The sequence below is a fragment of the Nocardia beijingensis NBRC 16342 genome (assembly GCF_001612785.1).
GTDB classification, from domain to species: domain Bacteria; phylum Actinomycetota; class Actinomycetes; order Mycobacteriales; family Mycobacteriaceae; genus Nocardia; species Nocardia beijingensis.
The window spans coordinates 1-22,262 of sequence record NZ_BDBC01000081.1 but is presented as its reverse complement, the minus strand read 5'-3'; the positions used below and the strand labels follow the sequence as shown (position 1 = coordinate 22,262).

Genomic DNA, 22,262 nt, shown 5'->3' with positions numbered 1-22,262 from the left:
CCCTCGGCGCGCTCGCGGGCCCGAGCGCGGGGGAGGTGGCCGCGTGAGCACCGAAGCGAGGACCGCGGTGGACGGCGCGCTCACCGCGAGGACCGCCGAGCTGTCGGAGAGCCTGGCCGGTCTGCTGGCGCGCATCGACGCGGCGTGTCGCGCGGCGGGCCGTGCGCCGGGATCGGTGCGGCTGCTGCCGGTGACGAAGTTCTTCCCCGCCTCCGATGTGGCGATCCTGCACCGGCTCGGCAGGCGCGAGTTCGGCGAGTCGCGCGAGCAGGAGGCCGCGGCGAAGGTGGCGGACCTGCGTGAGCAAGACCTCTCCGGCATCCGCTGGCACATGATCGGACGGTTGCAACGGAACAAGGCGCGGGCTGTCGCCCGCTGGGCGCACACCGTCCATTCGGTGGACAGCGAACGTCTGGCTACCGCCCTCGACGCCGGTGCCGTCGCCGCGCTGGAGGCGGGCGAGCGCACCGAACCGCTGCGCGTGTTGCTCCAGGTGAGCCTGGACGACGACCCCGCCAGGGGAGGCGTCACGGCAAGCGATCTTCCCGCTCTCGCGGAACGGATTGCGGACGCTCCTGGATTACGTTTGTCGGGCCTGATGGCCATTCCGCCGTTGGGTGCGCCGGTTGATGCCGCATTTGCGCGACTTGCGACGTTGCACACGTTGTTGGTCGCCGATCATCCGGACGCGACAGAGCTTTCCGCGGGAATGTCGGGTGATCTGGAATGCGCGATCGAACACGGTTCGACGGTTGTGCGTGTCGGTACCGCTCTGATGGGTATGCGACCGATAACCTCGGGCTAGCAAAGAAACCTCATCAGTCACATTCGACACATATGCTGGGATCTGACGAGGGCTGAGCAAGACTTCAACACCCGGCCGCCACCGGGGCCGAAGGAAGGTCGACCAATGAGCACGCTGCACAAGTTCAAGGCGTACTTCGGCATGGTTCCGCTCGAGGATTACGAAGACGACTACGTCGACGACCGCGCTCCCCGAGGGGTGGACGAGCGCGGCGCTCGCAGGCCCCGGCCCCGTGACTACTCCGACCGCGACGGCTACGTCGAGCGCTACGGCGAGGATCGGTACGGCGCGAGCCGTTTCGACGATGTCGACTACCCCGAGCCGGCCTACAAGTCGCCCTACAAGGCGGGTTACTCGGTGTCGCGGCGCGACGACTACGCCGACGAGCCCTACGGCGACGATCGCTACGACGCGCCCCGTCGTCCCACCCGGATCGACTCCGCGCCGTCGGGCCGGTTCCGTGCGGGCGGGACCGCGCCCCCGCTGCGCGGGACGACCCGTGGCGCGCTCGCCGTCGACCCCGACGCCGAGGAGCGCAGGCTGGAGGAGCGCGTGCGTCCCGAGCCCGCCCCGGTGCGGCGGCCCGGGATCTTCGAGGACGGAGGCCCCTTGTCCAAGATCACGACGCTGCGCCCGCGCGACTACAGCGAGGCTCGGATCATCGGCGAACGCTTCCGTGAGGGCAATCCGGTGATCATGGATCTGGTGGATCTGAGCAACGCCGACGCCAAGCGGCTGGTCGACTTCGCCGCTGGCCTGGCCTTCGCGCTGCGCGGGTCGTTCGACAAGGTGGCGACAAAAGTGTTCCTGCTCTCACCGGCGGATGTCGACGTATCAGCGGAAGAACGCAGGCGCATCGCGGAAACCGGCTTCTACAACCAGAAATAAGCTCGTGATCTGGGGGGTGAAGCGGACCGTGCGCAGGTTGTGCGGCGCGGTCATTTTGCGCGAAGCGATTTTTACGGCAGAGTGAAGTCGTGGCCTTGTTCGCGGTGCTGTACTTCGTACTGTTCATCTTCTGGCTGTTGCTGATCAGCCGGGTGATCGTCGAGTTCATCCGTAGCTTTGCCCGAGACTGGCGTCCTACCGGTGTCGTGGTCGTCGTCCTGGAGGTGATCTTCACGATCACCGACCCCCCGGTGAAACTGCTCAGGCGGTTGATACCTCCGGTGTCGCTGGGCGGAATTCGCCTGGATCTGTCGATTATGGTCCTGCTTTTCATCGTCTTCATCCTGATGTCGATCGTGGGCAGGCTCGGGCAGCCGGTAGCTCCGGTGTGACAGAATGGGCCGTGAAGACAGCTTGCTAGATCTGCTAGATCTCCAAAAGACGCGTGAAGGGATCCTTCCATGCCGCTGACCCCAGCCGATGTGCACAACGTCGCGTTCAGCAAACCGCCGATCGGGAAGCGCGGCTACAACGAGGACGAAGTCGACGCGTTCCTGGATCTGGTGGAGCAAGAGCTGTCGCGCCTGATCGAGGAGAACGCCGATCTGCGCCAGCGGGTCGCCGAACTCGACGCGGAATTGGCCGATGCCAAGAAGAACCGCGGCCCCGGGGTGAACGCGGTGAAACCGCCGATTCCGCAGGCCCCGCCGCCGCAGCCGGAACCGATCAAGCCTCCGGTTCCCGCCGCGCCGCCCGCCCCGATGCCCGCGGCGCCGGTGGCGAAGGACGCGCCGAGCGCCGACGCGAACCTGCAGGCCGCCAAGGTGCTCAGCCTCGCCCAGGAGATGGCGGATCGGCTGACCAGCGACGCCAAGGCCGAGGCGGAGAGCTTGCTGTCGAACGCTCGGGCGAATTCCGAGCGACTGGTCGGAGACGCCAGGACCCGGTCGGAGGCGATGATCGCCGACGCCCGCCAGAAGTCGGACGCGATGCTGTCGGACGCGCAGAGCCGCTCGGACAGCCAGCTGCGCCAGGCCAAGGAGAAGGCCGACGCGCTGCAGGCCGACGCCGAGCGCAAGCACACCGAGATCATGGCGACCATCACCCAGCAGCGCAGCGTGCTGGAGAGCCGGATCGAGCAGCTCAAGACGTTCGAGCGGGAGTACCGGGTGCGGCTGAAGTCGTACTTGGAGTCGCAGCTCGAGGAGCTGGAGAACCGTGGTTCGGCCGTCCCGGTCGACGGCGGCGAAGCTTTCGCGGATGCCAACACGGCGAACAACCTCGCGCCGGCATCGTTCGCCAAGGGCGGCAAGTAGCGCGCCGCGCCCCAGCACAGCAGTTCGCATACCGTTAGAGGAACTGTCGAGCCGCCCGGCATGCCTTGGGGGTCACCATGCTCGTCTTGACACTCGTCCTTGCCGCGATCGGCTTCGCCCTGCTCGTGGCGGCGCTCACCACCGGTTCGGTGATCTGGGCGTGGGGCTGCATCGTGGTGTGCGTCATCGGCGCGATGCTCTTGCTGGTGAGTGCTTTGTCCATACGGAGTCCGGATGGTGATTCCCCGCCGCCTCCTGGTCGTCATGCCAAACGCTGACCTGCCTGACAAAGTGAGTTGACCGCTCCGGCTAGAATCAAACATGAATACGGCGTCGATCCGGCCATCACCGGGGAGCCTTCGGAAGAACGGCGGTACGGCCTGCGGGCCGGGCGCTCAGTAGAACCGAACGGGTGAGCCCGTCACAGCTCGCGAATGAGAGGTCCGGTGTTCGTCACGCCGGACAAGCGGGGTGGTACCGCGGTCTCGGCGCACCGGGCGCCGTCATCGTCCCCGTGCCAACGACTCGGCACGAGGAGACGCATCCGCTATGGCGGACCACACTTCCAGCAACAGCGCGTACCCGCGCGTCGACCTGAGCGTCGGCAGCGGGGCGTCGTTCCCCGAGATGGAGCGCCGCGTGCTCGACGCGTGGGCGGCCGCCGACACTTTCCGCGCGAGCATCGAAAACCGTTCCGGCGCAGCCGAATTCGTCTTCTACGACGGGCCGCCCTTTGCCAACGGTCTGCCGCATTACGGACATTTGCTCACCGGATACGTCAAAGACCTCGTCCCGCGTTTCCAGACCATGCGCGGCAAGCGGGTCGACCGGCGATTCGGCTGGGACTGCCACGGATTGCCCGCGGAAATCGAAGCCGAAAAGCAGCTCGGTATCACGGACAAATCACAGATCGATGCGATGGGGCTCGCGGAATTCAACGCGGCCTGCAAAACATCGGTGCTGCGCTACACCGGGGAATGGCGCGACTACGTGACGCGCCAGGCCCGCTGGGTCGACTTCGACAACGACTACAAGACGCTGGACACCGACTTCATGGAGTCGGTGATGTGGGCGTTCAAGTCGCTGTACGACAAAGGGCTGATCTATCAGGGCTTCCGGGTGCTGCCCTACAGCTGGTACGAGCAGACGCCGCTGTCGAATCAGGAAACCCGCCTCGACGACGCCTACAAGATGCGCCAGGATCCGGCGGTCACCGTCGACATGGCGTTGCGCGTGCCCGCCGAGCATCCGCTGCACGAACTAGACGGCGCCAACGCGCTGATCTGGACCACCACGCCGTGGACGCTGCCGTCCAACTTGGCGATCGCGGTGCACCCCGACGTCCGCTACGTGCACCTGCGCGCGGCCGACGGCAAACGCTATGTGCTCGCCGCCGAACGGGTCTCGCACTACGCGCGGGAGTTCGGCGCGGAGCCGGAGGTGCTCGGCGAATTCGACGGCGCCGCGCTGGCCGAGCTGTCCTACGCGCCGCCGTTCGACTTCTTCGTCGGTCACCCCAACGCCCACCGCGTGCTCACCGCCGACTACGTGACCACCGACTCCGGCACCGGCATCGTGCATCTGGCGCCCGCCTTCGGTGAGGAGGACATGGACGTCGCCTCCGCCCACGGCATCGAGCTGGTGCAGCCGCTGGACGCGGGCGGCAAGTTCACCTCGATGGTTCCGCCGTACGAGGGCCTGATGGTGTTCGACGCCAACCCGGTGATCATCAAGGACCTCAAGGCCGCCGGAAAGCTGTTGCGGCACGAGACGATCGAGCACTCCTACCCGCACAGCTGGCGCTCCGGGCAGCCGCTGATCTACATGGCGGTGCCGTCCTGGTTCGTCGCGGTCACCAAGTTCCGCGACCGCATGGTGGAGCTGAACAAGCAGATCACCTGGGTGCCCGAGCACATCCGCGACGGCCAGTTCGGCAAGTGGCTGGAAGGCGCGCGCGACTGGAACATCAGCCGCAACCGCTACTGGGGCAGCCCGATCCCCGTCTGGGTGTCCGACGACCCGGCCTACCCGCGCGTCGACGTCTACGGTTCGCTGGATGAGCTAGAGCGCGACTTCGGTGTGCGCCCGGCCGATCTGCACCGCCCGATGATCGACGAGCTCACCCGGCCGAATCCCGACGACCCGACCGGCAAATCGACCATGCGCCGGGTGCCGGAGGTGCTGGACTGCTGGTTCGAGTCCGGTTCGATGCCGTATGCCCAGGTGCACTACCCGTTCGAGAACAAGGAGTGGTTCGACAGCCACTTCCCCGGCGATTTCATCGTCGAGTACAACGGGCAGACTCGCGGCTGGTTCTACACGCTGCACGTGCTGGCGACGGCTCTGTTCGACAGCCCGGCGTTCAAGACCGTGGCCGCGCACGGCATCGTGCTCGGCGACGACGGCTTGAAGATGAGCAAGTCCAAGGGCAACTACCCGGACGTCAACGAGGTGTTCGACCGGGACGGCTCGGACGCGATGCGCTGGTTCCTGATGAGTTCGCCGATCCTGCGCGGCGGCAATCTCATCGTCACCGAGCGCGGCATCCGCGAGGGCGTGAGTCACGCGCTGCGGCCGCTGTGGAACGCGTGGACCTTCCTGCAGCTGTACGCCTCGAAGCCCGGTGTATGGCGCACGGATTCGCCGCACGTGCTCGACCGCTACATCCTCGCGAAGCTGGCGCGCACCAGGGACGTCATCACCGAGGCGCTGGAGACCTACGACATCGCGGGCGCGTGCGAGGAACTGCGCTCGTTCGCCGACGCGCTGACCAACTGGTACGTGCGGCGCTCGCGCTCGCGGTTCTGGAGCGAGGACCGCGACGCGGTGGACACCCTGCACACCGTGCTCGAGGTGGTCACCAGGCTGGCCGCGCCGCTGCTGCCGCTGGTCACCGAGGTGATCTGGCGCGGGCTGACCGGCGGCGAGTCGGTGCACCTGGCCGATTGGCCGAAGGAGGGCGAGCTGCCGGATGATCCGGAGCTGGTCGCCGCCATGGACGAGGTGCGGGTGGTGTGCTCGACGGTGCTGAGCCTGCGCAAGGCGCAGAACCTGCGGGTGCGGCTGCCGCTGGCCGAGGTCACCATCGCCGCGGCCGACGCCGAGCGGCTGGCGCCGTTCGCCGACATCGTCGCCGACGAGGTCAACGTCAAGAAGGTCGATCTGACCACCGACGTGGACGCGCACGGCCGGTTCGAGCTGGTGGTCAACGCCCGCGCGGCGGGTCCGCGGCTGGGCAAGGACGTGCAGGCGGTGATCAAGGCGGTCAAGGCGGGCGAGTGGTCGGAGGACGCCGACGGCACGGTCCGGGCGGCCGGGATCACCCTGCTGCCGGAGGAGTACACCCAGCGCCTGGTCGCGGCCGAACCCGAGTCGACCGCGGCGCTGCCGGGGAACGCTGGTCTCGTCGTGCTGAACTCGGTGGTCACCGAGGAACTGGAGGCCGAGGGCTGGGCGCGGGACCTGATCCGCGACCTGCAGGAGACCAGGAAGTCCGCCGGGTTGGACGTCTCCGACCGCATCACCGTGGTGCTGGATGTTCCCGCGGACCGGGCCGCGTGGGCCGAGACGCACCGTGACCTGATCGCGGGTGAGATCCTCGCTACCACGCTGAGCTTCGGCGACGCGGGTCAGGATGCCGCCGATCTGGTCGGCGGCGTGCGCGCGAAGATCGCCAAGGCCTGAGCGCCGGGTACTCGGCGAGCCGGGGCGGGACCGAAAGGTCCCGCCCCGATTCTTTTTCAGCGGCCTTCGTGCCGGTGGTGCCGGGCCGAGCACCGCTGCGGGCCGGGCGTCGGATGCCGAAAGGGTCACTCGACGCCGGATGGTGCCGAGGTGTCGCCCGGCTGCGCTGCCGCGGTCGCGGTGACTCGGGCGGCGCCGGTGGTGGACCGCTCGGTCGAGGCGGGCGCTGGCGGACGCCTTTGCGGTCGGAGGCAGCGTGGGAGCGTGCACGGCGGACGACTCGCGCGCCGTCCACGACCGGACCGCTACTCAGCAGCAGGACGCTCGGCGTCCCGGAGAGCAACCGCCCGTGCGCAGAGAGTGATTCAGATCACATGCTGAGAGTTTGCTGATTCCCGACAATTCGCCGATATCCCAGGCACAATCTGCGATGTCGCTGCTGTTGCCCAGGTGCTCTACGGGGGCGGCAGTTTCTCCTTTTCGCGTGTCGTACTTGGGATTCGGCCGTGCTGGGAACGTGTCCGGCGCGGGTGGCCGCGGCTCCGCATCGGGGACCGCTGCTGATGCCATGTGTTAGCCAGGCTGCCGATCGGCGGCCAGTCAACTGCGCCCATGGAAGGGGCGAGTACGTGCCGAGAAAATCGTCGCACCGCATCGCACTCGGATTCTTGCTCTCGATCATCGCGACCCTCCTGCTCGCCGGACCGGCTTGGGCCGACACCGGCAGCGCGTCCGGCAGCGGGCCGGGCAGCGCGTCGTCCGGTTCGTCGGGCACCGGCAGTTCGTCGTCCGGCAGCGCCAGCGGCTCGGCCGACCTGCCGATACCCAGTGTGTTCGGCGTCGGCGCGCTGGCCGCGGCGACCACGCAGATCGGCAAGCCCTATGAATGGGGCGGAACCGGTCCCGACAGCTGGGACTGCTCGGGCCTCGTGCAGTGGGCGTATCGCCAGGTCGGCGTGAGCCTTCCGCGGACCACCTGGCAACAGGCGAAGGTGGGCGCGCCCGTCCCGCGTGGTTCGCTGTCGCTCGGCGACGTGATCGTGCTCAACAGCGACGGTTCGCACGTCGGCATCTACGCCGGGAACGGCCGGGTACTCAACGCCTACGGTCAGGGCGTGCCGGTCGGCTTCACTCCGCTGGACGAATTCGACATCTACGCTATCCGTCGCTTCTGAGCGCACCCGGCGCGGCTACGCCCGCGCGGAAACCGGCCCCGGCCCGCGATACGGGCCGGGGCCGCGGCGACTTGGCCGGAGGGCACCGGCGCCGTGCCCGCCGGTCGCGGACAGGAGTGGGCGGCGAGCGGCACCGGTGCTTCGACGCCGCATGCCGCCCTGGTCACCACTCGGTGCCGCCGCGTTGTAGCCGAGCTGCGGTCAGTCGCCGAGGCCGTCGGCGAGGGTGCGCAGCAGCGGTCCGTACTGCTGATGGGCCAGCGCCGAGGCGAATTGCGCCACCAGGTAGTCGGCCGGGTTGCCGGTGTCGTACCACCGGCCGCGGATCACCTGGCCGTAGACCGGATTGTTCGCCGCGTGCACGTTGATCGCGTCGGTGAGGTATACCTCGCCGGTGCGGTGTTCGTACCAGGCTTCGGTCTGCCTGCGCAGTTCGTCGATGATGCCGGGGGTGACGACGTAGCCGCCGATCGCGGCGAAGGACGACGGCGCGTCCTTCGGCTTCGGCTTCTCCCGCAGGCCGGTGATGCGCAGCAGGCCGTTGCCGTGGTCGTCGGCGACCACGGGAACGCCGTAGCGCTGCGACTCGGCGGGATCCATCGGCATCAGCGCCAGCACGGGGGCTCCGGTGGCCTCGTAGGCGTCGATGAGCTGCTGTGCGCGGGGCACGTCGGCGACGAACACGTCGTCGGGCCACAGCACCAGCATGGGCTCGTCGCCGAGGTTACGGGCGGCGTTCAGCACCGGGGTGCCGTTGCCGTAGGGCCCGTGCTGGTCGAGGTAGGTGATGTGGCCGAGCCGCGACAGCTCGCCGACCTCCTCGACGGCGTCGGCGAAAGCGGTCTTGCCGTCCGCGCGCAGCTGGGCCACCAGCGCGGGATTGGGCCGGAAGTGATCCTGGATGAGTGATTTTCCGCTGCTGACCACGATGGTGATGTCGGTGATGCCCGAAGCGACCAGCTCGCGGACCGTGTGCTCGATCACCGGCTTGTCGCCGACCGGCAGCATCTCCTTGGGGATGGCCTTGGTCAGCGGAAGCAGCCGGGAGCCGATACCGGCGGCCGGGATGACGGCCTTGCGGATATTCATGGGTCCGATCATCACATATCGGACCGGGGCTCAGGCCCCGTTCCCGCGGCACGTCGGCGGTTATTTCAGTACTGTCCGGTATCTGGTTCGGCGCGGAAAAGGGCAGATCAAGGCCGTCGCGGCGGGGCCGAGGGTCCTCCTGCGGCGCCACCGGAGGCGCTCCGATACCGACAGGTAATCAGCAGCTAGCGCACAGCCACCGGACAGCGTCACCGCATGCTCCGGCCTGTCGGTGCACGGGCGTACATTGCACCCGTGCGTACCGAGAAACCGACCGTCGAGCGCGCCTCCGCGCCGTCGACCGGGATCGGGAGCACCCAGGGCGAGACTCCGGCGAGCCCGCGCCCACCGGTGCTCGCCGACGCGGACAGCGCCGCGCGGCGCTGGGTGCTGCACATCGACATGGACGCGTTCTTCGCCTCGGTGGAACAGCTGACCCGGCCGACGTTGCGCGGCAGGCCGGTGCTGGTCGGCGGCACGGGCGGGCGCGGCGTCGTCGCCGGAGCCAGTTACGAGGCGCGTGTCTTCGGCGCCCGGTCGGCGATGCCTATGCATCAGGCGCGCAGGCTGGTCGGCGTCACCGCGGTGGTGGTGCCGCCGCGGGGATCGGTCTACGGCGTGGTCAGCGGGCAGGTCTTCGACGCGCTGCGCAGCCGGATCCCGGTGCTGGAGACGTTGTCCTACGACGAGGCGTTCGGCGAGCCCGTCGAGCTGGCCGGCGCGACGGTCGCGCGGGTGCACGCGTTCTGCGAGGAATTGCGCGCCGTGGTGCGCGAACGCACCGGCTTGACCGCCTCGGTGGGCGCCGGCACCGGAAAACAGCTGGCCAAGATCGCCTCCGGCCTGGCCAAACCCGATGGGGTGCGGGTGATCTCGCCGGTCGAGCAGCCGCGCCTGCTCGCGGGTCTTCCGGTGCGCAAGCTGTGGGGGATCGGCCCGGTCGCGGAGGGCCGGTTGCGCTCGCTCGGCATCGAGACCGTCGGCGCGTTCGCCGCGCTGCCGGAATCGGAGGCGATGTCGATTCTCGGCGGCAGCGTCGGCGCCGCGCTGCACCGGCTGGCGCGCGGCATCGATGACCGCCCGGTCGCCGAACGCACCGAAGCGAAACAGATCAGCGCCGAGACCACCTACGAAACCGACATCGTCAGTCTCGAGCAGCTGCGTCCGGCCATCGAGGACATGGCCGCCGCCGCGCACCGGCGCCTGACCGGCGACGGGCGCGCCGCGCGCACGGTGGTGCTCAAGTTGAAGAAGTCCGATATGAGCATCGTCACCCGCTCTTTCACGCTGCCTTATGCCACCGAGGACCTGGCCACCCTCGCCGCCGCCGCGCAGCGTTCCGCGCTCGACCCGCGGGAACTCGGCCCGATCCGCCTCGTCGGCGTCGGCTACGGGGGCCTGTCCACCGTCCGCCAGGAGTCGCTGTTCCCCGAACTGGATCGCGGCCCGGCCGCCGAGATCGCCACAGCTGAGCCGGAACTCGAACCGGCGCACGCCGCGGACCTCGGCGATGCCGCCCACACCGCGCCGGTCCTACCCGTCGCCGTCTGGCATCCCGGCATGGACGTGTCGCATCCGGAGCACGGTCACGGATGGGTGCAGGGCGCCGGGCTCGGAGTCGTGACCGTCCGCTTCGAAACCCGTTCCAGCGGGCCGGGTCCCGCGCGCACCTTCGCCGCCGACGATGCCGCGCTCAGCCGGGCCGATCCGCTGGGCAGTCTGCTCTGAGAATTGGGCTCGCGGCTCGACATCGCCCGGCCGAGCGCGTACGTTCGCTGCCGACGACCACCGCAGGCCCGGTGGGGATCCGGGTGACGCCGCCCGGGGCCGGTAGCCTGGGACCTCGTGCAGCGCCGCCGGTTCGGGGGCGGCTGCCATGGTGGACACGACACGGACCTCTCGAACGCAAAGGACGAGCAGTTGAAGCTTCGTAAGACTGGACGCATCGCGATCGCCGGACTGGCCATCGTCGCCACGCTTGGCCTGACCGCCTGCGGTGGCGACGACAAGGACAGCAAGCCCGCCGCCAAGACGTCGACCAGCGCCAAGGCGTCGGCGACCGCGAGCGCGAACCTGCCGCCGGTCCCGACCCCCGCGGAGCTGAACACCGCCCTCTCCCGTGCGCTCGACCCGGCGGTGCCCGCCTCCGAGAAGCTGGACAACGTGCAGGGCGCCGAGGCCGATCCGACGCTGCCGGACCGCCTGTCCCAGGCCGCGTCCGGCGCCGACGTGAAGATCGAGGTCACCGACGTCACCTCCTTCGGCGACAGCGTGAACGCGAAGGCCAAGTTCACCCTCAACGGCCAGGAGAACATCGTCGACGTGCCGTTCGTCGCCGACAACGGCAAGTGGAAGATCCAGAAGGCATGGGCCTGCACCATGCTGACCAACCTCGGTCAGCAGTCGGTGGCCTGCAGCTGATCTCCCTCGACGGCCGGTCGCCGGGGCTCCGCCTCGGTGACCGGCCGTCGTCGTAGGAAAAGCTCCGGCGCACTTCGTAGTTCGCGCGACGCCCGGTGCGCCGCTCAGAGCATGCGCAGAATCGCGTACATCGAGGTGGCCTGCGCGTACAGGTCGCCGTCTTCGGCGCCGATCAGCCTGGCCTCGGCGCTGGCCGTGGTGGGGCCGACGTGGATCGCGGTGCCTTCGCAGCGCAGCTTTCCGGTGTCGCCGCGCACGGCCCGGTGGATGTCGATACCGATCTTGACGGAGGTGGAACGCGTCCCGCCCGCCAATCGCGTCAGCACGGCCGCGCCGAGAGCCGATTCGAGCAGCGTCGCCACGAAGCCGCCGTACACCCCGCCCGCCGGATCGAGCAACTGATCGCCCGCCTCGCCCTCGAAGACCACGATCCCGTCGCCGACCTCGGCCAGCCGGAAACCGAGTGCGCCCAGGATCGGCACACCCGGGAATCGTCCGTCGAGTGTGCCCTGCAGGATTTCCCGCCCGGTCATGCCGAGCGGATCGGGAGTCGCGGCGGGTGGCCCCCATGCGTCGGTCCGGGAGCGGAGAGGTCTGGGCGCGGTCATGCATCGACGCTACGGAGAAGCCGCGGCCCACAGAAGTGTCGGATCCGACACGTTTGCGACCGATTCCGACGAACTGCTACAGCTTCCGCACCGTCAGGTCGGGCATCGCTTCGTAATCGCCATCTTGCGTGACAATCGGAATGTCATGCGCCAGTGCGGTTGCTGCGATCCAGCAGTCGTTGATCGGGACTCTGCGCCCGGCGGCCCGAAGGCGTGCGACCAGCAGCGCCCAATGTTCCGCGACGGTCTCATCGACCTCGAGTGGCTGAAACCGTTGCGCGAGCTGGTAGGTCGCCAACCTGCGTGCCGACACTTCGGGACTCGAAGCTCGCAGCACCCCTAGGCGTAGTTCTCCCAGGGTGACAGCCGAGACGCCCCAGTCGTACCCGTCGAACCGTGCCGGATCGAATCGTTCCGTCTCGAGGCCGATGAATATCGATGTGTCGGCCAGTGCGCGTTCACTGCTCACCACGGCAGGTCATCCGTCGTTTCGGTCAGGGTCTCTCGTAGTTCCTGTCGTAGGCCCGTGGTGTCCGGGCCGAGGCGAGCCAGTTCCCGGAGAATTTCCGAGGCGGGCACCCATTGCCGCCGCCTGGATATCGGGATGATCTTCGCGACCGGCCGGTTGTCCTTGAGAATCTCGATCTCTTCCCCGGCCTCGACGCGACGCAGTACCTCGGCGGTGTGATTTCGCAGTTCACGGGCGGGCAGCGCGGTCATGCTACAAGCGTAGCCACTTGCTACGTGCGTAGCAAATGGCTACATCGTGGCTCATGGCGTCGACCGAGTTTCGTCCGCGAGCGGGCTGGATTCGGTGATGGCTGCGCGGGTCGCGCGGCGCGTGCGGCGGGTTCTCAGCAGCGCGTCGGCAGTAAAGATCGCGAGGGCCACCCAGATCAGGGCGAAACCGGCCCAGCGGGAAGCGGGCATGGGCTCGTGCGCGACGGCGACGCCCCAGGCCATCTGCAGTGCGGGTGTGAGGTATTGCAGCAGGCCCATGGTGGACAGCGCCACCCGCTGGGCGGCGACGGCGAACAGCAACAGCGGAAGCAGGGTGACCGGCCCGGTGGCCATCATCAACGCGGTGTGGCTCGGGCCGGTGGCGAACGCGCTGTGCCCGGTGATCGCGAGGGCGATCAGGAACGCCAGCGCGAAGGGCGCGGCGACGATGCCCTCGGCGGCGATGCCGCGCAGCGCGTCCAGCGGGATCACCTTCTTCACCAAGCCGTAGGTGGCGAAGGAACATGCCAGTGCCAGGGCGATGACCGGTGGTCTGCCGTAGTCGACGGTGAGCACGGCCACCGCGGTCGCGCCGAGCGCGAGCGCCGCCCACTGGGCGACGGCCAATCGCTCCCGGAAGATCACCACCCCGAACGCGACGGTGACCAGCGGATTGATGAAGTAGCCGAGCGCGCACTCCACGACGTGACCGGAGATGACGCCGTAGACGTACGCGCCCCAGTTCAGCGTGATCGCCGCCGAGGCGACGGCCGCTAGGCGCCAGACCCGGCCGCCGATGCCGCGCAGTTCGCGGATCCGGCCGGTCACGGCGAGCGCCGCCAGCACCATCACCAGCGTCCAGACGATCCGCTGCGCCACCACCTCGCCCGGATCGGCGAACGCCAGCAACCCGAAGAACGCGGGGAACAGTCCCCACAAGAAGTACGCGCTCGCACCGAACGCCACACCGGGGATGGACCTGCTTCGCCGCACGATGTACGAACGTAGTTGTCCCGTAGCCTTGCGGTCATGTCGATTACCGTGCAGGCGTCGGGCGCCACCGGATTGACCGCGGCCGAGGTCGAGCGACGCCGCCGCGACGGGCTGACCAACGACGTCCCCGATCGCGCGAGCCGCTCGGTGCGCGACATCGTGCGCGCGAACGTCTTCACCAGGATCAACGCCATCCTCGGGGTCCTGTTCGTGCTGGTGCTGGCCACCGGATCGATCATCGACGGCATGTTCGGCCTGCTGATCGTCGCCAACAGCGCGGTCGGCATCATCCAGGAGATCCGCGCCAAACGCACCCTGGACGAGCTGGCCATCGTGAGCCAGGCCAAGCCGACCGTCCGCAGGGACGGCAGGGCCGTCGAGGTCGCGCCGCACGAGGTGGTGCTCGACGACCTGATCGAACTCGGTCCGGGCGACCAGATCGTGGTGGACGGAACGGTCGAGGAATCCGCCCAGCTCGAGGTGGACGAGTCGTTGCTCACCGGCGAGGCCGATCCGATCGACAAGGCGGTCGGCGCCACGGTGATGTCGGGCAGTTACGTGGTGTCCGGGTCCGGCGCCTACCGCGCCACCAAGGTCGGCCGGGACGCCTACGCGGCGCGGCTGGCCGAGGAAGCGAGCAAGTTCACGCTGGTGCACTCCGAGCTGCGCAGCGGTATCGACAAGATCCTGAAGTTCATCACCTACCTGCTGATCCCCGCGGGCCTGCTGAGCATCTACAACCAGCTGGTCTCCAGCGGCGAGTCGTGGCGGCCCGCGGTCACCGGCATGGTGGCCGCGCTGGTACCGATGGTGCCCGAGGGCCTGGTGCTGATGACCTCGATCGCGTTCGCGGTCGGCGTGGTGCGACTGGGCCGGCGCCGATGCCTGGTCCAGGAATTGCCCGCGATCGAAGGACTGGCCCGCGTCGACGTGGTCTGCGCGGACAAGACCGGCACGCTGACCGAGAACGGCATGCGGCTGTCGGACCTGAAGACCCTCGGCGACTTCGACGACACCGAGGCGCGCACCGCGCTGGCCGCGCTCGCCGCCGACGATCCGCGCCCGAACGCGAGCGTGCAGGCGATCGCGGAGGCGCTGCCGGACGGTCCCGGCTGGCAGCGCACCGCCGTCGCGCCGTTCTCCTCGGCCAAGAAGTGGAGCGGCTGCTCCTACGGCGAGCACGGCGACTGGCTGCTCGGTGCGCCGGACGTGCTGCTCGACCCGGATTCCGCGGACGCACGGGTCGCGGAGGAACTCGGCGCCTCCGGTCTGCGCGTGCTGCTGCTGGCGCGCGGCGACCGGGCGGTGGACGCGACGGACGCTCCCGGGGTCGTCCGACCGGCCGCCTTGGTGGTGCTGGAACAGAAGGTCCGGCCGGACGCTCGCGACACGCTCGACTACTTCGCGAGCCAGGACGTCGCCATCAAGGTCATCTCGGGCGACAACGCCGTGTCGGTCGGCGCGGTGGCCTCCTCGCTCGATCTGCCCGGTGGCGAGCATCCGGTCGACGCGCGGCAGTTGCCGGACGACCTCGACGGACTGGCCGACGTGCTGGACGGCAACACCACCTTCGGCCGGGTGCGCCCGGATCAGAAGCGCGCCATGGTGTCGGCCTTGCAGGCGCGCGGGCACACGGTGGCGATGACCGGCGACGGCGTCAACGACGTGCTCGCCCTGAAGGATTCGGACATCGGCGTTGCGATGGGCGCGGGCAGCCCCGCGACCAGGGCGGTGGCCCAGATCGTGCTGCTGGACAACAAGTTCGCCACCCTGCCGTACGTGGTCGGCGAGGGCCGCCGCGTGATCGGCAACATCGAGCGGGTCTCGAATCTGTTCCTCACCAAGACCGTGTACTCGGTGCTGCTGGCCTTCCTGGTCGGCATGGCCGGGATCGGGTCGCAGATCTTCGACTACGAGCCCATCGGCTACCCGTTCCTGCCCCGCCACGTCACGATCGCGGCCTGGTTCACCATCGGCATTCCGGCGTTCATCCTCTCGCTCGCGCCCAACAACGAGCGGGCCCGCACGGGTTTCGTCGGGCGCGTCATGCGATTGGCCATCCCGTCGGGCGTGGTGATCGGCGCGGCCACCTTCGTGTCCTATCTGATCGCCTACGCCGGGCCGCACGCGGGCGAGCAGCAGAAGATCCAGGCCGGCACGACCGCGCTCATCACGCTGATCATGATCGCGGTGTGGGTGCTCGCCATCGTCGCGCGGCCGTACGTGTGGTGGAAGGTGGTGCTGATCGCGGCGTCGGTGGCGGCGTACGTCTTCCTGTTCACCGTTCCGTTCACCCGCGAGTTCTTCAAACTCGACCCGTCCAACCTGGCGCTCACCGGCGCGGCGGTGGTCTGCGGTGTGGTCGGCGTCGTGCTCGTCGAGGCGGCCTGGTGGGTGAGCGCGGCGCTGCGCGGAGAGAAGCGGCAACTGCTGCCGAGCTCGCCCGGCGGGGCCGCCTGACAGACTGGACGCTTGACTCGCCGCGCCACGAGAAGCCTTGTGCGAAGCGGCCATTCAGACTTGGAGTACCTTCTGGAGATTATGGAGGTACTGCTGCACCAGATCGACGCGTTCGCCGACGCACCGTTCTCGGGCAACCCGGCCGCGGTGATGCCGCTCCCGTCGTGGCTGCCGGATGCGTTGCTGCAACAGCTGGCCGAGGAGAACAACCTCGCCGAGACCGCGTTCTACACCTCGCGCTTACCTCCCGAGGCGGGCGTGCCGCCGGGCGAGTGGCCCGCTTTCCACCTCCGGTGGTTCACCCCGCGGGTCGAGGTCGCGCTGTGCGGCCACGCCACGCTGGCCAGCGCCGCGCAGATCCTGGCCGACCTGCACCCCGGCGAGGACCGGGTGAGCTTCTACACGCGCAGCGGCTGGCTGCACGTCGACCGCACCGACGACGACGAGTTCGTCCTCGATCTGCCCGCCGTCCCGAGCATTCCGGTGCAGCCCGATCCGGCGCTCGTCGCCGCGCTCGGGGTACGCCCGGTGAGCGGGTATTCCGGCACCGACGAGGTGATCGTGGTGGCGACCGAACAGGAGGTGCGTGATGTCGCGCCCGTGCTGGCGGCGTTCCCCGCGCTGCCACGCGCCGCGATCGTCACCGCGCCCGGCGATTCGGTCGACTTCGTCTCCCGCGTCTTCGCCCCGGCCGTCGGCGTCCCGGAGGACCCGGTGACCGGGTCGGCGCACGCCCAGCTGGTTCCGCTCTGGAGCGAGCGGCTCGGCCGCACCGAATTGCGCGCACGGCAGCTCTCGCGCCGTGGCGGAAGCCTGCGCTGCGAGCTGACCGACGACCGGGTGCTGCTGTTCGGGCGGTGCCGCCGCTACCTCGACGGCGTCGTCACGCTGCCGGACTAGCTCACGGTTCCGGGACCGGTCCGTCGTCGGGCAGGGGCCCGACGACGTCGCGATAGTCGGGCAGCAGCGGGGCCACCGCGAAGCTGCCCGCCACCGCGTCGGCCGGAAGCGCCTGGACCGCCCGAATGCCGTTCTGCCCGGCCAGGTCTCGCAGTCGCGCCGGAGCGCCCCGGACGACCAGCCCGACGACGCAGCCGCAGCCCCCGCGCAGCCGCGCGGCCGAGAACGCGACCACGCGCGCGGAACGCTCGTCGGCGGGGCGGGGCAGCAGCCAGGCCGCGTCGGCGGCCGAATCCACGGCCGCCGCAACGCCTTCCGGCACGGGCACGGCCACCAGCGGCGTCTGCACGCCGGGGGCGGGCACCCGGTAGAGCACCTGCGCGATGCGCAATCCGCCGCTGTGTCCCGGAATATCGCCGGGTGCGATGGGTTCGGTGAACGACACCAGCGCCCAGCGCGGTTCGTCGCCACCGGTGTCCAGCGACTCACGCGAGCGGGCGAGATACTCCGAAACCTGCTCGCCCTGGTCGGGGCCGAGCCGGTCGGTGGACACCGCGGTGCGATACGGCGGATACAGCGCGCCGAGCGCGAAGATCAGCACGACCAGCGCGACGGCCGCCGCGGCGAGCAGGGTCGCGCGCCACGGCGGCATCCGGCGGTCAGGCATCGCGAAGGACGTCCAGCGCGTGTCTCAGGTCGTCCGGGTATTCGCTGGTGATCTCCAGGTAGCGGCCGTCGGCGGGGTGCTGGAAGCCCAGCGAGCGGGCGTGCAGCCACTGCCGTTGCAGCCCGAGCCGCTCGGCCAGGCGCGGATCGGCGCCGTAGGTGAGATCGCCGCAGCACGGGTGGCGGATCGCGGAGAAGTGCACGCGGATCTGATGGGTTCGTCCGGTCTCCAGGTGGATGTCGAGCAGGCTGGCCGAGTGGAACGCCTCGACGGTGTCGTAGTGCGTGACGCTCGGTCGTCCGTCGGCGGTGACCGCGAACTTCCAGTCGTTGCCGCGGGCCCGGCCGATCGGGGCGTCGATGGTGCCGCTGCTCGGGTCGGGATGTCCCTGCACCAGGGCGTGATACCGCTTGTCGACGGTGCGCTGCTTGAACGCGCGCTTGAGCACCGTGTACGCGTGCTCGGACTGCGCGACCACCATCACGCCGGAGGTGCCGACGTCCAGCCGGTGCACGATGCCCTGCCGCTCGTGGGCGCCCGAGGTGGAGATGCGGTATCCGGCGGCGGCGAGCCCGCCGACCACCGTCGGCCCGCTCCAGCCGACGCCGGTGTGCGCGGCCACGCCGACCGGCTTGTCCACCGCGACGATGTCGTCGTCGGCGTAGAGGATCTTCATGCCCTCCACGGGTTCGGCCTCGATGGTCAGTTCCCGCTTCGGCTCCGGGAAGATCACCTCCAGCCAGGCCCCGGCGGTGAGCCGGTCGGATTTGCCCGCGGCGACGCCGTCGAGCTGCACCGAGCCCTCCTCGGCGAGGGCGGCCACCGCGGTGCGGGACAGGCCGAGCAGGCGGGCCAGGCCCGCGTCGACGCGCATGCCGTCGAGCCCGTCGGGGACGGGCATAGTCCTGGTCTCCCTCATGCCGCGCTGCCCTCGCTCGCACCCGTCTTGCCGTGGCCCACCCTGGTGCCGTTCGGTTCGAAGCCGAACACGGTGAGCACGACCAGCAGGATCGCGCCGCACACGATGGCCGAGTCGGCGACGTTGAACACCGGCCACCAGCCCACCGCGACGAAATCCACCACGTGTCCCTGCAGCGGGCCGGGCGCGCGGAACAGCCGGTCGGCCAGATTGCCGACCGCGCCGCCGAGCACCATGCCCAGTCCGATCGCCCACCACAGCGAGCGCAGGGTGCGGCCGATGCGCACCACGCCGATGACGACGGCGGCCGCGACCAGGGTCAGCAGCCAGGTCATGCCGGTGGCCATGGAGAACGCCGCGCCCGGATTGCGGACCAGGCTCAGGCGCGCGAAGTCGCCGACGATCGGCACCGGGTCGCCCGGGGTCAGTTTCGCGACCGCGATGGTCTTGGTGAGCAGATCCAGGCCGAGCACGACCGCGGCGAGGACGAGCAGTGTCCGCAGGCGCTGCGGCGGAGCCGACACGGTCGTCGGATCTGCGGTGTTCGCTGGGTTTTCCTCGGGCGGCCGGTCGTCACTCACACCGACCATCATCGCTCGAGCGGAATCGAGCCCGGTGCGCGCGTCCGATAGCCGCTGCCCGGCGCCGCAGCCGGCCGCCGGCCACGCCGACCGGCTCGCCTGTGAATGTCCCAGCTGACACTCAGGAATCGGTCGTACCCTGTTGCTCGTGACGGTGTTGTCTTCTCCCCGCCTGCCACGAAGCGCGAGCCATGCCCGTAGCGCGCGCTCGGGTGTGCTGCTCATGGTGCTCGCGGTCGGGCTCTCGGCCCTCGGCGTCGGTTGCGGCGACAGCGGCGAGTCGAGCGGTGAGGTCGACGGAACGGAGCCGCTCGGCATCGGCAAGGAAGTGACCGTGCCGATCCCGGCCGCCGTGACCACGGTCCAATCGGCCGGCGCCGAGCCCAGGTCGCTGCTGCGGCCGGAGTATCCGGCCGGCACCGTGCAGCGGGTCACCCTCTACACCGCCCACCACATCGAACAGCGGATCGACGGGCAGCCCAAGCCCGACTTCTCCACCCCGGCCATGACCATCCCCATGACCGCCGAGACCACCGCGGAGGGCATCGATCTCACCCTCGGCACGGTCACCTCGCCCGATCCGACGCTGGCCAAAGCGCTCACCAAGATCGGCGGTTCGCACGCCGGATTCGACCTCAGTGATCTGGGGGCGATCACCGCACTGCGCCTCGAGCCGGCGCCCGACGCGTCCAACACCGCTCGCTCCGCCCTCGAGCAGGCGTTCTACCAGGCCGTCTATCGGTCGATCGCGTTCCCGGACGAGCCCGTCGGCGAGGGCGCGGTCTGGACGGTGCGGCAGGAGGTCAACAGCGGCATCCTGCTGGACCAGGTGACCACCGCGACGCTGAGCAAGCGCGACGGCGACCGGCTCACCATCGAACTGCGCGTCACCCAGAAGCCGAAGTCGCCGGTGTGGGACCTGCCCAACAACGCGGGCACCCTGGACATCGACGACTACGCCATGCAGGGCGCGGGCACCATCACGGTGGATCTCGGCTTGCCGCTGCCGGTGGCCGGGTCCATCACCGTCGGCGGGCACCAGGCCTACCGCGACCCGCACAGCGAGAGCACGCTGCAGCAGACGATCGATACGCGGGTCTCGTGGGCCGAATGATGCGCCGGTGCGGAATGCTGGCCGCGCTCGTGCCGCTCCTCGTCGCCGGATGTGGCTCGCGGGAGCCCGCGCCTGCCGGAAAGGCCGATCTTCCCGCGCTGGGGCCGGTCGTGGCCGCGGCCCCCGTGACCACCGCCCCCGAGACCGATTCCGCTCGGCTGCGCGAGCGATTGCTCGGCGACACCGACCTTCCCGCCGATTTCACCGCGCTGCCGCCTGCGGCCGAGACCGGGGGAGGCGCTGCCGGCGGTTCGCCGACGAATCCGGCCGAATGCGTGAAAGTGCTCGCGCCGCTCGGTGCGCAACGCTCCGGCGCGCTCGCGCGGGCGTCCACGCACTACGCGGGGCCGAATTTCTCCAGCATCGATATCGACGCGGCCAGTTATCCGGCGGACACGGTCGGGGCCGCCTTTTCCGAGGTGCAGGAAATCCTGCGTCGCTGCGCGCACTATGCCAGCGCCGACGGATCGGACATCCCGGTCGACTACCGCGTCGGCGGGCTCGCCCAGCCGCCTGCGGGCGATGCCTCCGCGCCGTTCCAGGTGCGCACCACCAGCGACGACCTGACCCTCCGCTCGTCGGTCGCGATCGTCCAGGTGGGAAGTACGTTGGCGCAGGTCGCGGTGACCGCGCCGGAGTCTGTCGACCCCGGTGTGCTCAGCGCGCTGACCGCGGCCCAGGTGCGCAGGTTGCAGGGCGCCGCCGGACCGTGATTTCCGACGATCCGGCCGAATCGCGCCGGTCGCCGGAATAGGCTCGGCATGGTCCGACACAACGCCTCGACCGGAGGTTTCCGATGTCCGATGTCAAGCCAGTTCCCGAGGGATATCCGGTGGTGTCGCCCGGATTGGCGATCGACGGCGCCGCGGCGGCGATCGATTTCTACAAGAACATTCTCGGCGCCACCGAGCGCATGCGGATGCCAGGCCCGGACGGCAAGATCGCGCATTGTGAGCTGATGTTCGGCGACTCCGTCGTCATGCTCGGCGATTCGGCGCCCGATATGGACTTCCTCGACCCGAAGACGATCGGCGGCACCCCCGTCAACCTGTACGTGTACGTCGAGGACGCCGACGCCGCCTTCGCCGCCGCGCTGGCCGCGGGCGCCAAGGAACTCACCCCCATGACCGATCAGTTCTACGGCGATCGCAGTGGCGCGTTCGAGGACCCGTGGGGGCACCGGTGGACCGTGGCCACCCATGTGGAGGATGTGCCGCCCGACGAGATGGACCGCAGGATGGCCGAGCAGTTCGGCGGCTCCTGAGCGCACGGACTCAGTCCGCCACCACCGAATCACCGGAGACCCGGATGCCTCGCGGCGCGAGTGGTCTGTTCGCCGGGCCGCGTGCCACCGAGCCGTCCAGCGCGAACTTGCTGCCGTGGCAGGCGCAGTTGATGGTGCCGCCGGAAACGGACGCGACCTTGCAACCGGCGTGCGTGCACACCGAGGAGAGCCCGACGAAGGCGCCCGCGCTGGGCTGGGTCACCACGATGTCGCCCACGATCACGCCGCCGCCGACGGGGATGTCGGCGGTCTTGGCGAGCGCGTTCGCGGCACGGTCCGCATCGGCGGGCCGGTTCTCCGGCGCGGCGGGGGCGGCATCGGGCGCTGGTGCGGCGTCGTCTTGGGCGTGAGCGGTGCAGGCGGTGACCGCCGCCGCGGCGGCGATGCCAGCGCCTGCGATGACCACGCCGCGCCGGGTGCGGAGCTGGTCGTCGGTGAGCCAGGGCTCGAGTCGTTTCATCGGATCTCCCTCGAAGGCGCGGCCTGCACTGTGCCGGTTCCGCGTTCGCCTTGTTCACGGGGAGGGTGATCCGGCGGTTCAATCGGGAGCGTAGCGGCGGACCCGGACCCCCTCATCTTTCGTGGCCGGGTCCGCCGCTCCTTGTGGTTACCCGCGGGCGATCGATTCGAACACCTT

Annotated in this window: 23 protein-coding genes; 14 read left to right on the top strand and 9 right to left on the bottom strand. The window is 69.5% G+C overall.

What is annotated here, in order from left to right; translation table 11 throughout:
- The first annotated feature begins 43 nt into the window (after nucleotides 1-43).
- From NB3_RS32905 to NB3_RS32875, 7 genes are all read left to right on the top strand, one after another.
- Nucleotides 44-805, top strand: coding sequence for a YggS family pyridoxal phosphate-dependent enzyme (locus NB3_RS32905; RefSeq protein WP_084823873.1), 762 nt, complete (start codon nucleotides 44-46; stop codon nucleotides 803-805).
- 105 nt (nucleotides 806-910) lie between these two features.
- A complete protein-coding gene (locus NB3_RS32900) occupies nucleotides 911-1,693 on the top strand; it encodes a cell division protein SepF (RefSeq protein ID WP_067811158.1) in 783 nt (260 codons plus the stop codon).
- Nucleotides 1,694-1,782: 89 nt separating this feature from the next.
- A complete protein-coding gene (locus NB3_RS32895; RefSeq protein ID WP_039797136.1) occupies nucleotides 1,783-2,085 on the top strand; it encodes a YggT family protein in 303 nt (100 codons plus the stop codon).
- Nucleotides 2,086-2,154: 69 nt separating this feature from the next.
- The gene (gene wag31, locus NB3_RS32890) at nucleotides 2,155-3,009 is read left to right on the top strand and encodes a DivIVA-like cell division protein Wag31 (protein WP_067811155.1); all 855 of its coding nucleotides are present in this window, start codon (nucleotides 2,155-2,157) and stop codon (nucleotides 3,007-3,009) included.
- A 77-nt stretch (nucleotides 3,010-3,086) separates the two neighbouring features.
- The gene (locus tag NB3_RS34660) at nucleotides 3,087-3,287 is read left to right on the top strand and encodes a hypothetical protein (RefSeq protein ID WP_084823872.1); all 201 of its coding nucleotides are present in this window, start codon (nucleotides 3,087-3,089) and stop codon (nucleotides 3,285-3,287) included.
- Nucleotides 3,288-3,558: 271 nt separating this feature from the next.
- Nucleotides 3,559-6,693 carry an isoleucine--tRNA ligase gene (ileS, locus tag NB3_RS32880; RefSeq protein ID WP_067811149.1) on the top strand — a complete coding sequence of 1,045 codons (3,135 nt, stop codon included), beginning with the start codon at nucleotides 3,559-3,561 and terminating at the stop codon, nucleotides 6,691-6,693.
- A 629-nt stretch (nucleotides 6,694-7,322) separates the two neighbouring features.
- Nucleotides 7,323-7,868 (top strand): NlpC/P60 family protein, encoded by a 546-nt coding sequence (locus tag NB3_RS32875; RefSeq protein ID WP_067811147.1) that lies wholly within the window; start codon nucleotides 7,323-7,325, stop codon nucleotides 7,866-7,868.
- A 201-nt stretch (nucleotides 7,869-8,069) separates the two neighbouring features.
- On the opposite strand, the gene NB3_RS32870 is transcribed toward NB3_RS32875, so the two are convergent.
- Nucleotides 8,070-8,957: a UTP--glucose-1-phosphate uridylyltransferase gene (locus tag NB3_RS32870; protein ID WP_218020679.1), complete on the bottom strand. Its 888-nt coding sequence runs from the start codon at nucleotides 8,955-8,957 to the stop codon at nucleotides 8,070-8,072.
- A gap of 402 nt (nucleotides 8,958-9,359) precedes the next feature.
- On the opposite strand from NB3_RS32870, the gene NB3_RS32865 reads away from it, so the two are divergent.
- Complete coding sequence (locus NB3_RS32865; RefSeq protein WP_067811178.1) at nucleotides 9,360-10,685, top strand: DNA polymerase IV; 1,326 nt, start codon at nucleotides 9,360-9,362, stop codon at nucleotides 10,683-10,685.
- 192 nt (nucleotides 10,686-10,877) lie between these two features.
- Complete coding sequence (locus tag NB3_RS32860) at nucleotides 10,878-11,378, top strand: WKL family lipoprotein (protein WP_067811142.1); 501 nt, start codon at nucleotides 10,878-10,880, stop codon at nucleotides 11,376-11,378.
- Nucleotides 11,379-11,482: 104 nt separating this feature from the next.
- Here the strand turns inward: NB3_RS32860 and NB3_RS32855 are convergent, their stop codons facing one another.
- From NB3_RS32855 to rarD, 4 genes are all read right to left on the bottom strand, one after another.
- Entirely contained in the window at nucleotides 11,483-11,986 is a 504-nt protein-coding gene (locus tag NB3_RS32855; protein ID WP_067811140.1) for a PaaI family thioesterase, read from the bottom strand.
- A 76-nt stretch (nucleotides 11,987-12,062) separates the two neighbouring features.
- A complete protein-coding gene (locus NB3_RS32850) occupies nucleotides 12,063-12,455 on the bottom strand; it encodes a type II toxin-antitoxin system VapC family toxin (RefSeq protein ID WP_067811177.1) in 393 nt (130 codons plus the stop codon).
- On the bottom strand, nucleotides 12,452-12,706 hold the full coding sequence (locus NB3_RS32845; protein ID WP_067811137.1) for a type II toxin-antitoxin system Phd/YefM family antitoxin: 255 nt from the start codon (nucleotides 12,704-12,706) through the stop codon (nucleotides 12,452-12,454). The genes NB3_RS32850 and NB3_RS32845 overlap by 4 nt, the downstream gene beginning before the upstream one ends.
- 51 nt (nucleotides 12,707-12,757) lie before the next feature.
- Nucleotides 12,758-13,702 carry an EamA family transporter RarD gene (rarD, locus tag NB3_RS32840; protein ID WP_371855957.1) on the bottom strand — a complete coding sequence of 315 codons (945 nt, stop codon included), beginning with the start codon at nucleotides 13,700-13,702 and terminating at the stop codon, nucleotides 12,758-12,760.
- Nucleotides 13,703-13,735: 33 nt separating this feature from the next.
- On the opposite strand from rarD, the gene NB3_RS32835 reads away from it, so the two are divergent.
- Nucleotides 13,736-16,159: an HAD-IC family P-type ATPase gene (locus NB3_RS32835; RefSeq protein WP_067811132.1), complete on the top strand. Its 2,424-nt coding sequence runs from the start codon at nucleotides 13,736-13,738 to the stop codon at nucleotides 16,157-16,159.
- Between the two features lie 81 nt (nucleotides 16,160-16,240).
- Entirely contained in the window at nucleotides 16,241-17,059 is an 819-nt protein-coding gene (locus NB3_RS32830; protein ID WP_067811129.1) for a PhzF family phenazine biosynthesis protein, read from the top strand.
- Nucleotide 17,060: 1 nt separating this feature from the next.
- On the opposite strand, the gene NB3_RS32825 is transcribed toward NB3_RS32830, so the two are convergent.
- Genes NB3_RS32825 through lspA form a run of 3 tightly spaced genes read right to left on the bottom strand, consistent with a single transcriptional unit; the run spans nucleotide 17,061 to nucleotide 19,238 of the window.
- Nucleotides 17,061-17,726: a hypothetical protein gene (locus NB3_RS32825; protein ID WP_244892177.1), complete on the bottom strand. Its 666-nt coding sequence runs from the start codon at nucleotides 17,724-17,726 to the stop codon at nucleotides 17,061-17,063.
- Complete coding sequence (locus NB3_RS32820) at nucleotides 17,719-18,645, bottom strand: RluA family pseudouridine synthase (RefSeq protein WP_067811124.1); 927 nt, start codon at nucleotides 18,643-18,645, stop codon at nucleotides 17,719-17,721. The genes NB3_RS32825 and NB3_RS32820 overlap by 8 nt, the downstream gene beginning before the upstream one ends.
- The gene (gene lspA / locus NB3_RS32815; RefSeq protein WP_067811121.1) at nucleotides 18,642-19,238 is read right to left on the bottom strand and encodes a signal peptidase II; all 597 of its coding nucleotides are present in this window, start codon (nucleotides 19,236-19,238) and stop codon (nucleotides 18,642-18,644) included. Before lspA ends, NB3_RS32820 begins: the two co-directional genes overlap by 4 nt.
- A 211-nt stretch (nucleotides 19,239-19,449) precedes the next feature.
- On the opposite strand from lspA, the gene NB3_RS32810 reads away from it, so the two are divergent.
- From NB3_RS32810 to NB3_RS32800, 3 genes are all read left to right on the top strand, one after another.
- Nucleotides 19,450-20,340 (top strand): hypothetical protein, encoded by an 891-nt coding sequence (locus NB3_RS32810; protein WP_067811174.1) that lies wholly within the window; start codon nucleotides 19,450-19,452, stop codon nucleotides 20,338-20,340.
- Between the two features lie 14 nt (nucleotides 20,341-20,354).
- The gene (locus NB3_RS32805; RefSeq protein WP_244892176.1) at nucleotides 20,355-21,053 is read left to right on the top strand and encodes a hypothetical protein; all 699 of its coding nucleotides are present in this window, start codon (nucleotides 20,355-20,357) and stop codon (nucleotides 21,051-21,053) included.
- Between the two features lie 83 nt (nucleotides 21,054-21,136).
- Entirely contained in the window at nucleotides 21,137-21,604 is a 468-nt protein-coding gene (locus NB3_RS32800; RefSeq protein WP_067811115.1) for a VOC family protein, read from the top strand.
- A gap of 10 nt (nucleotides 21,605-21,614) precedes the next feature.
- Here the strand turns inward: NB3_RS32800 and NB3_RS32795 are convergent, their stop codons facing one another.
- Nucleotides 21,615-22,085, bottom strand: coding sequence for a QcrA and Rieske domain-containing protein (locus tag NB3_RS32795; protein ID WP_067811113.1), 471 nt, complete (start codon nucleotides 22,083-22,085; stop codon nucleotides 21,615-21,617).
- Between the last annotated feature and the right edge of the window lie 177 nt (nucleotides 22,086-22,262).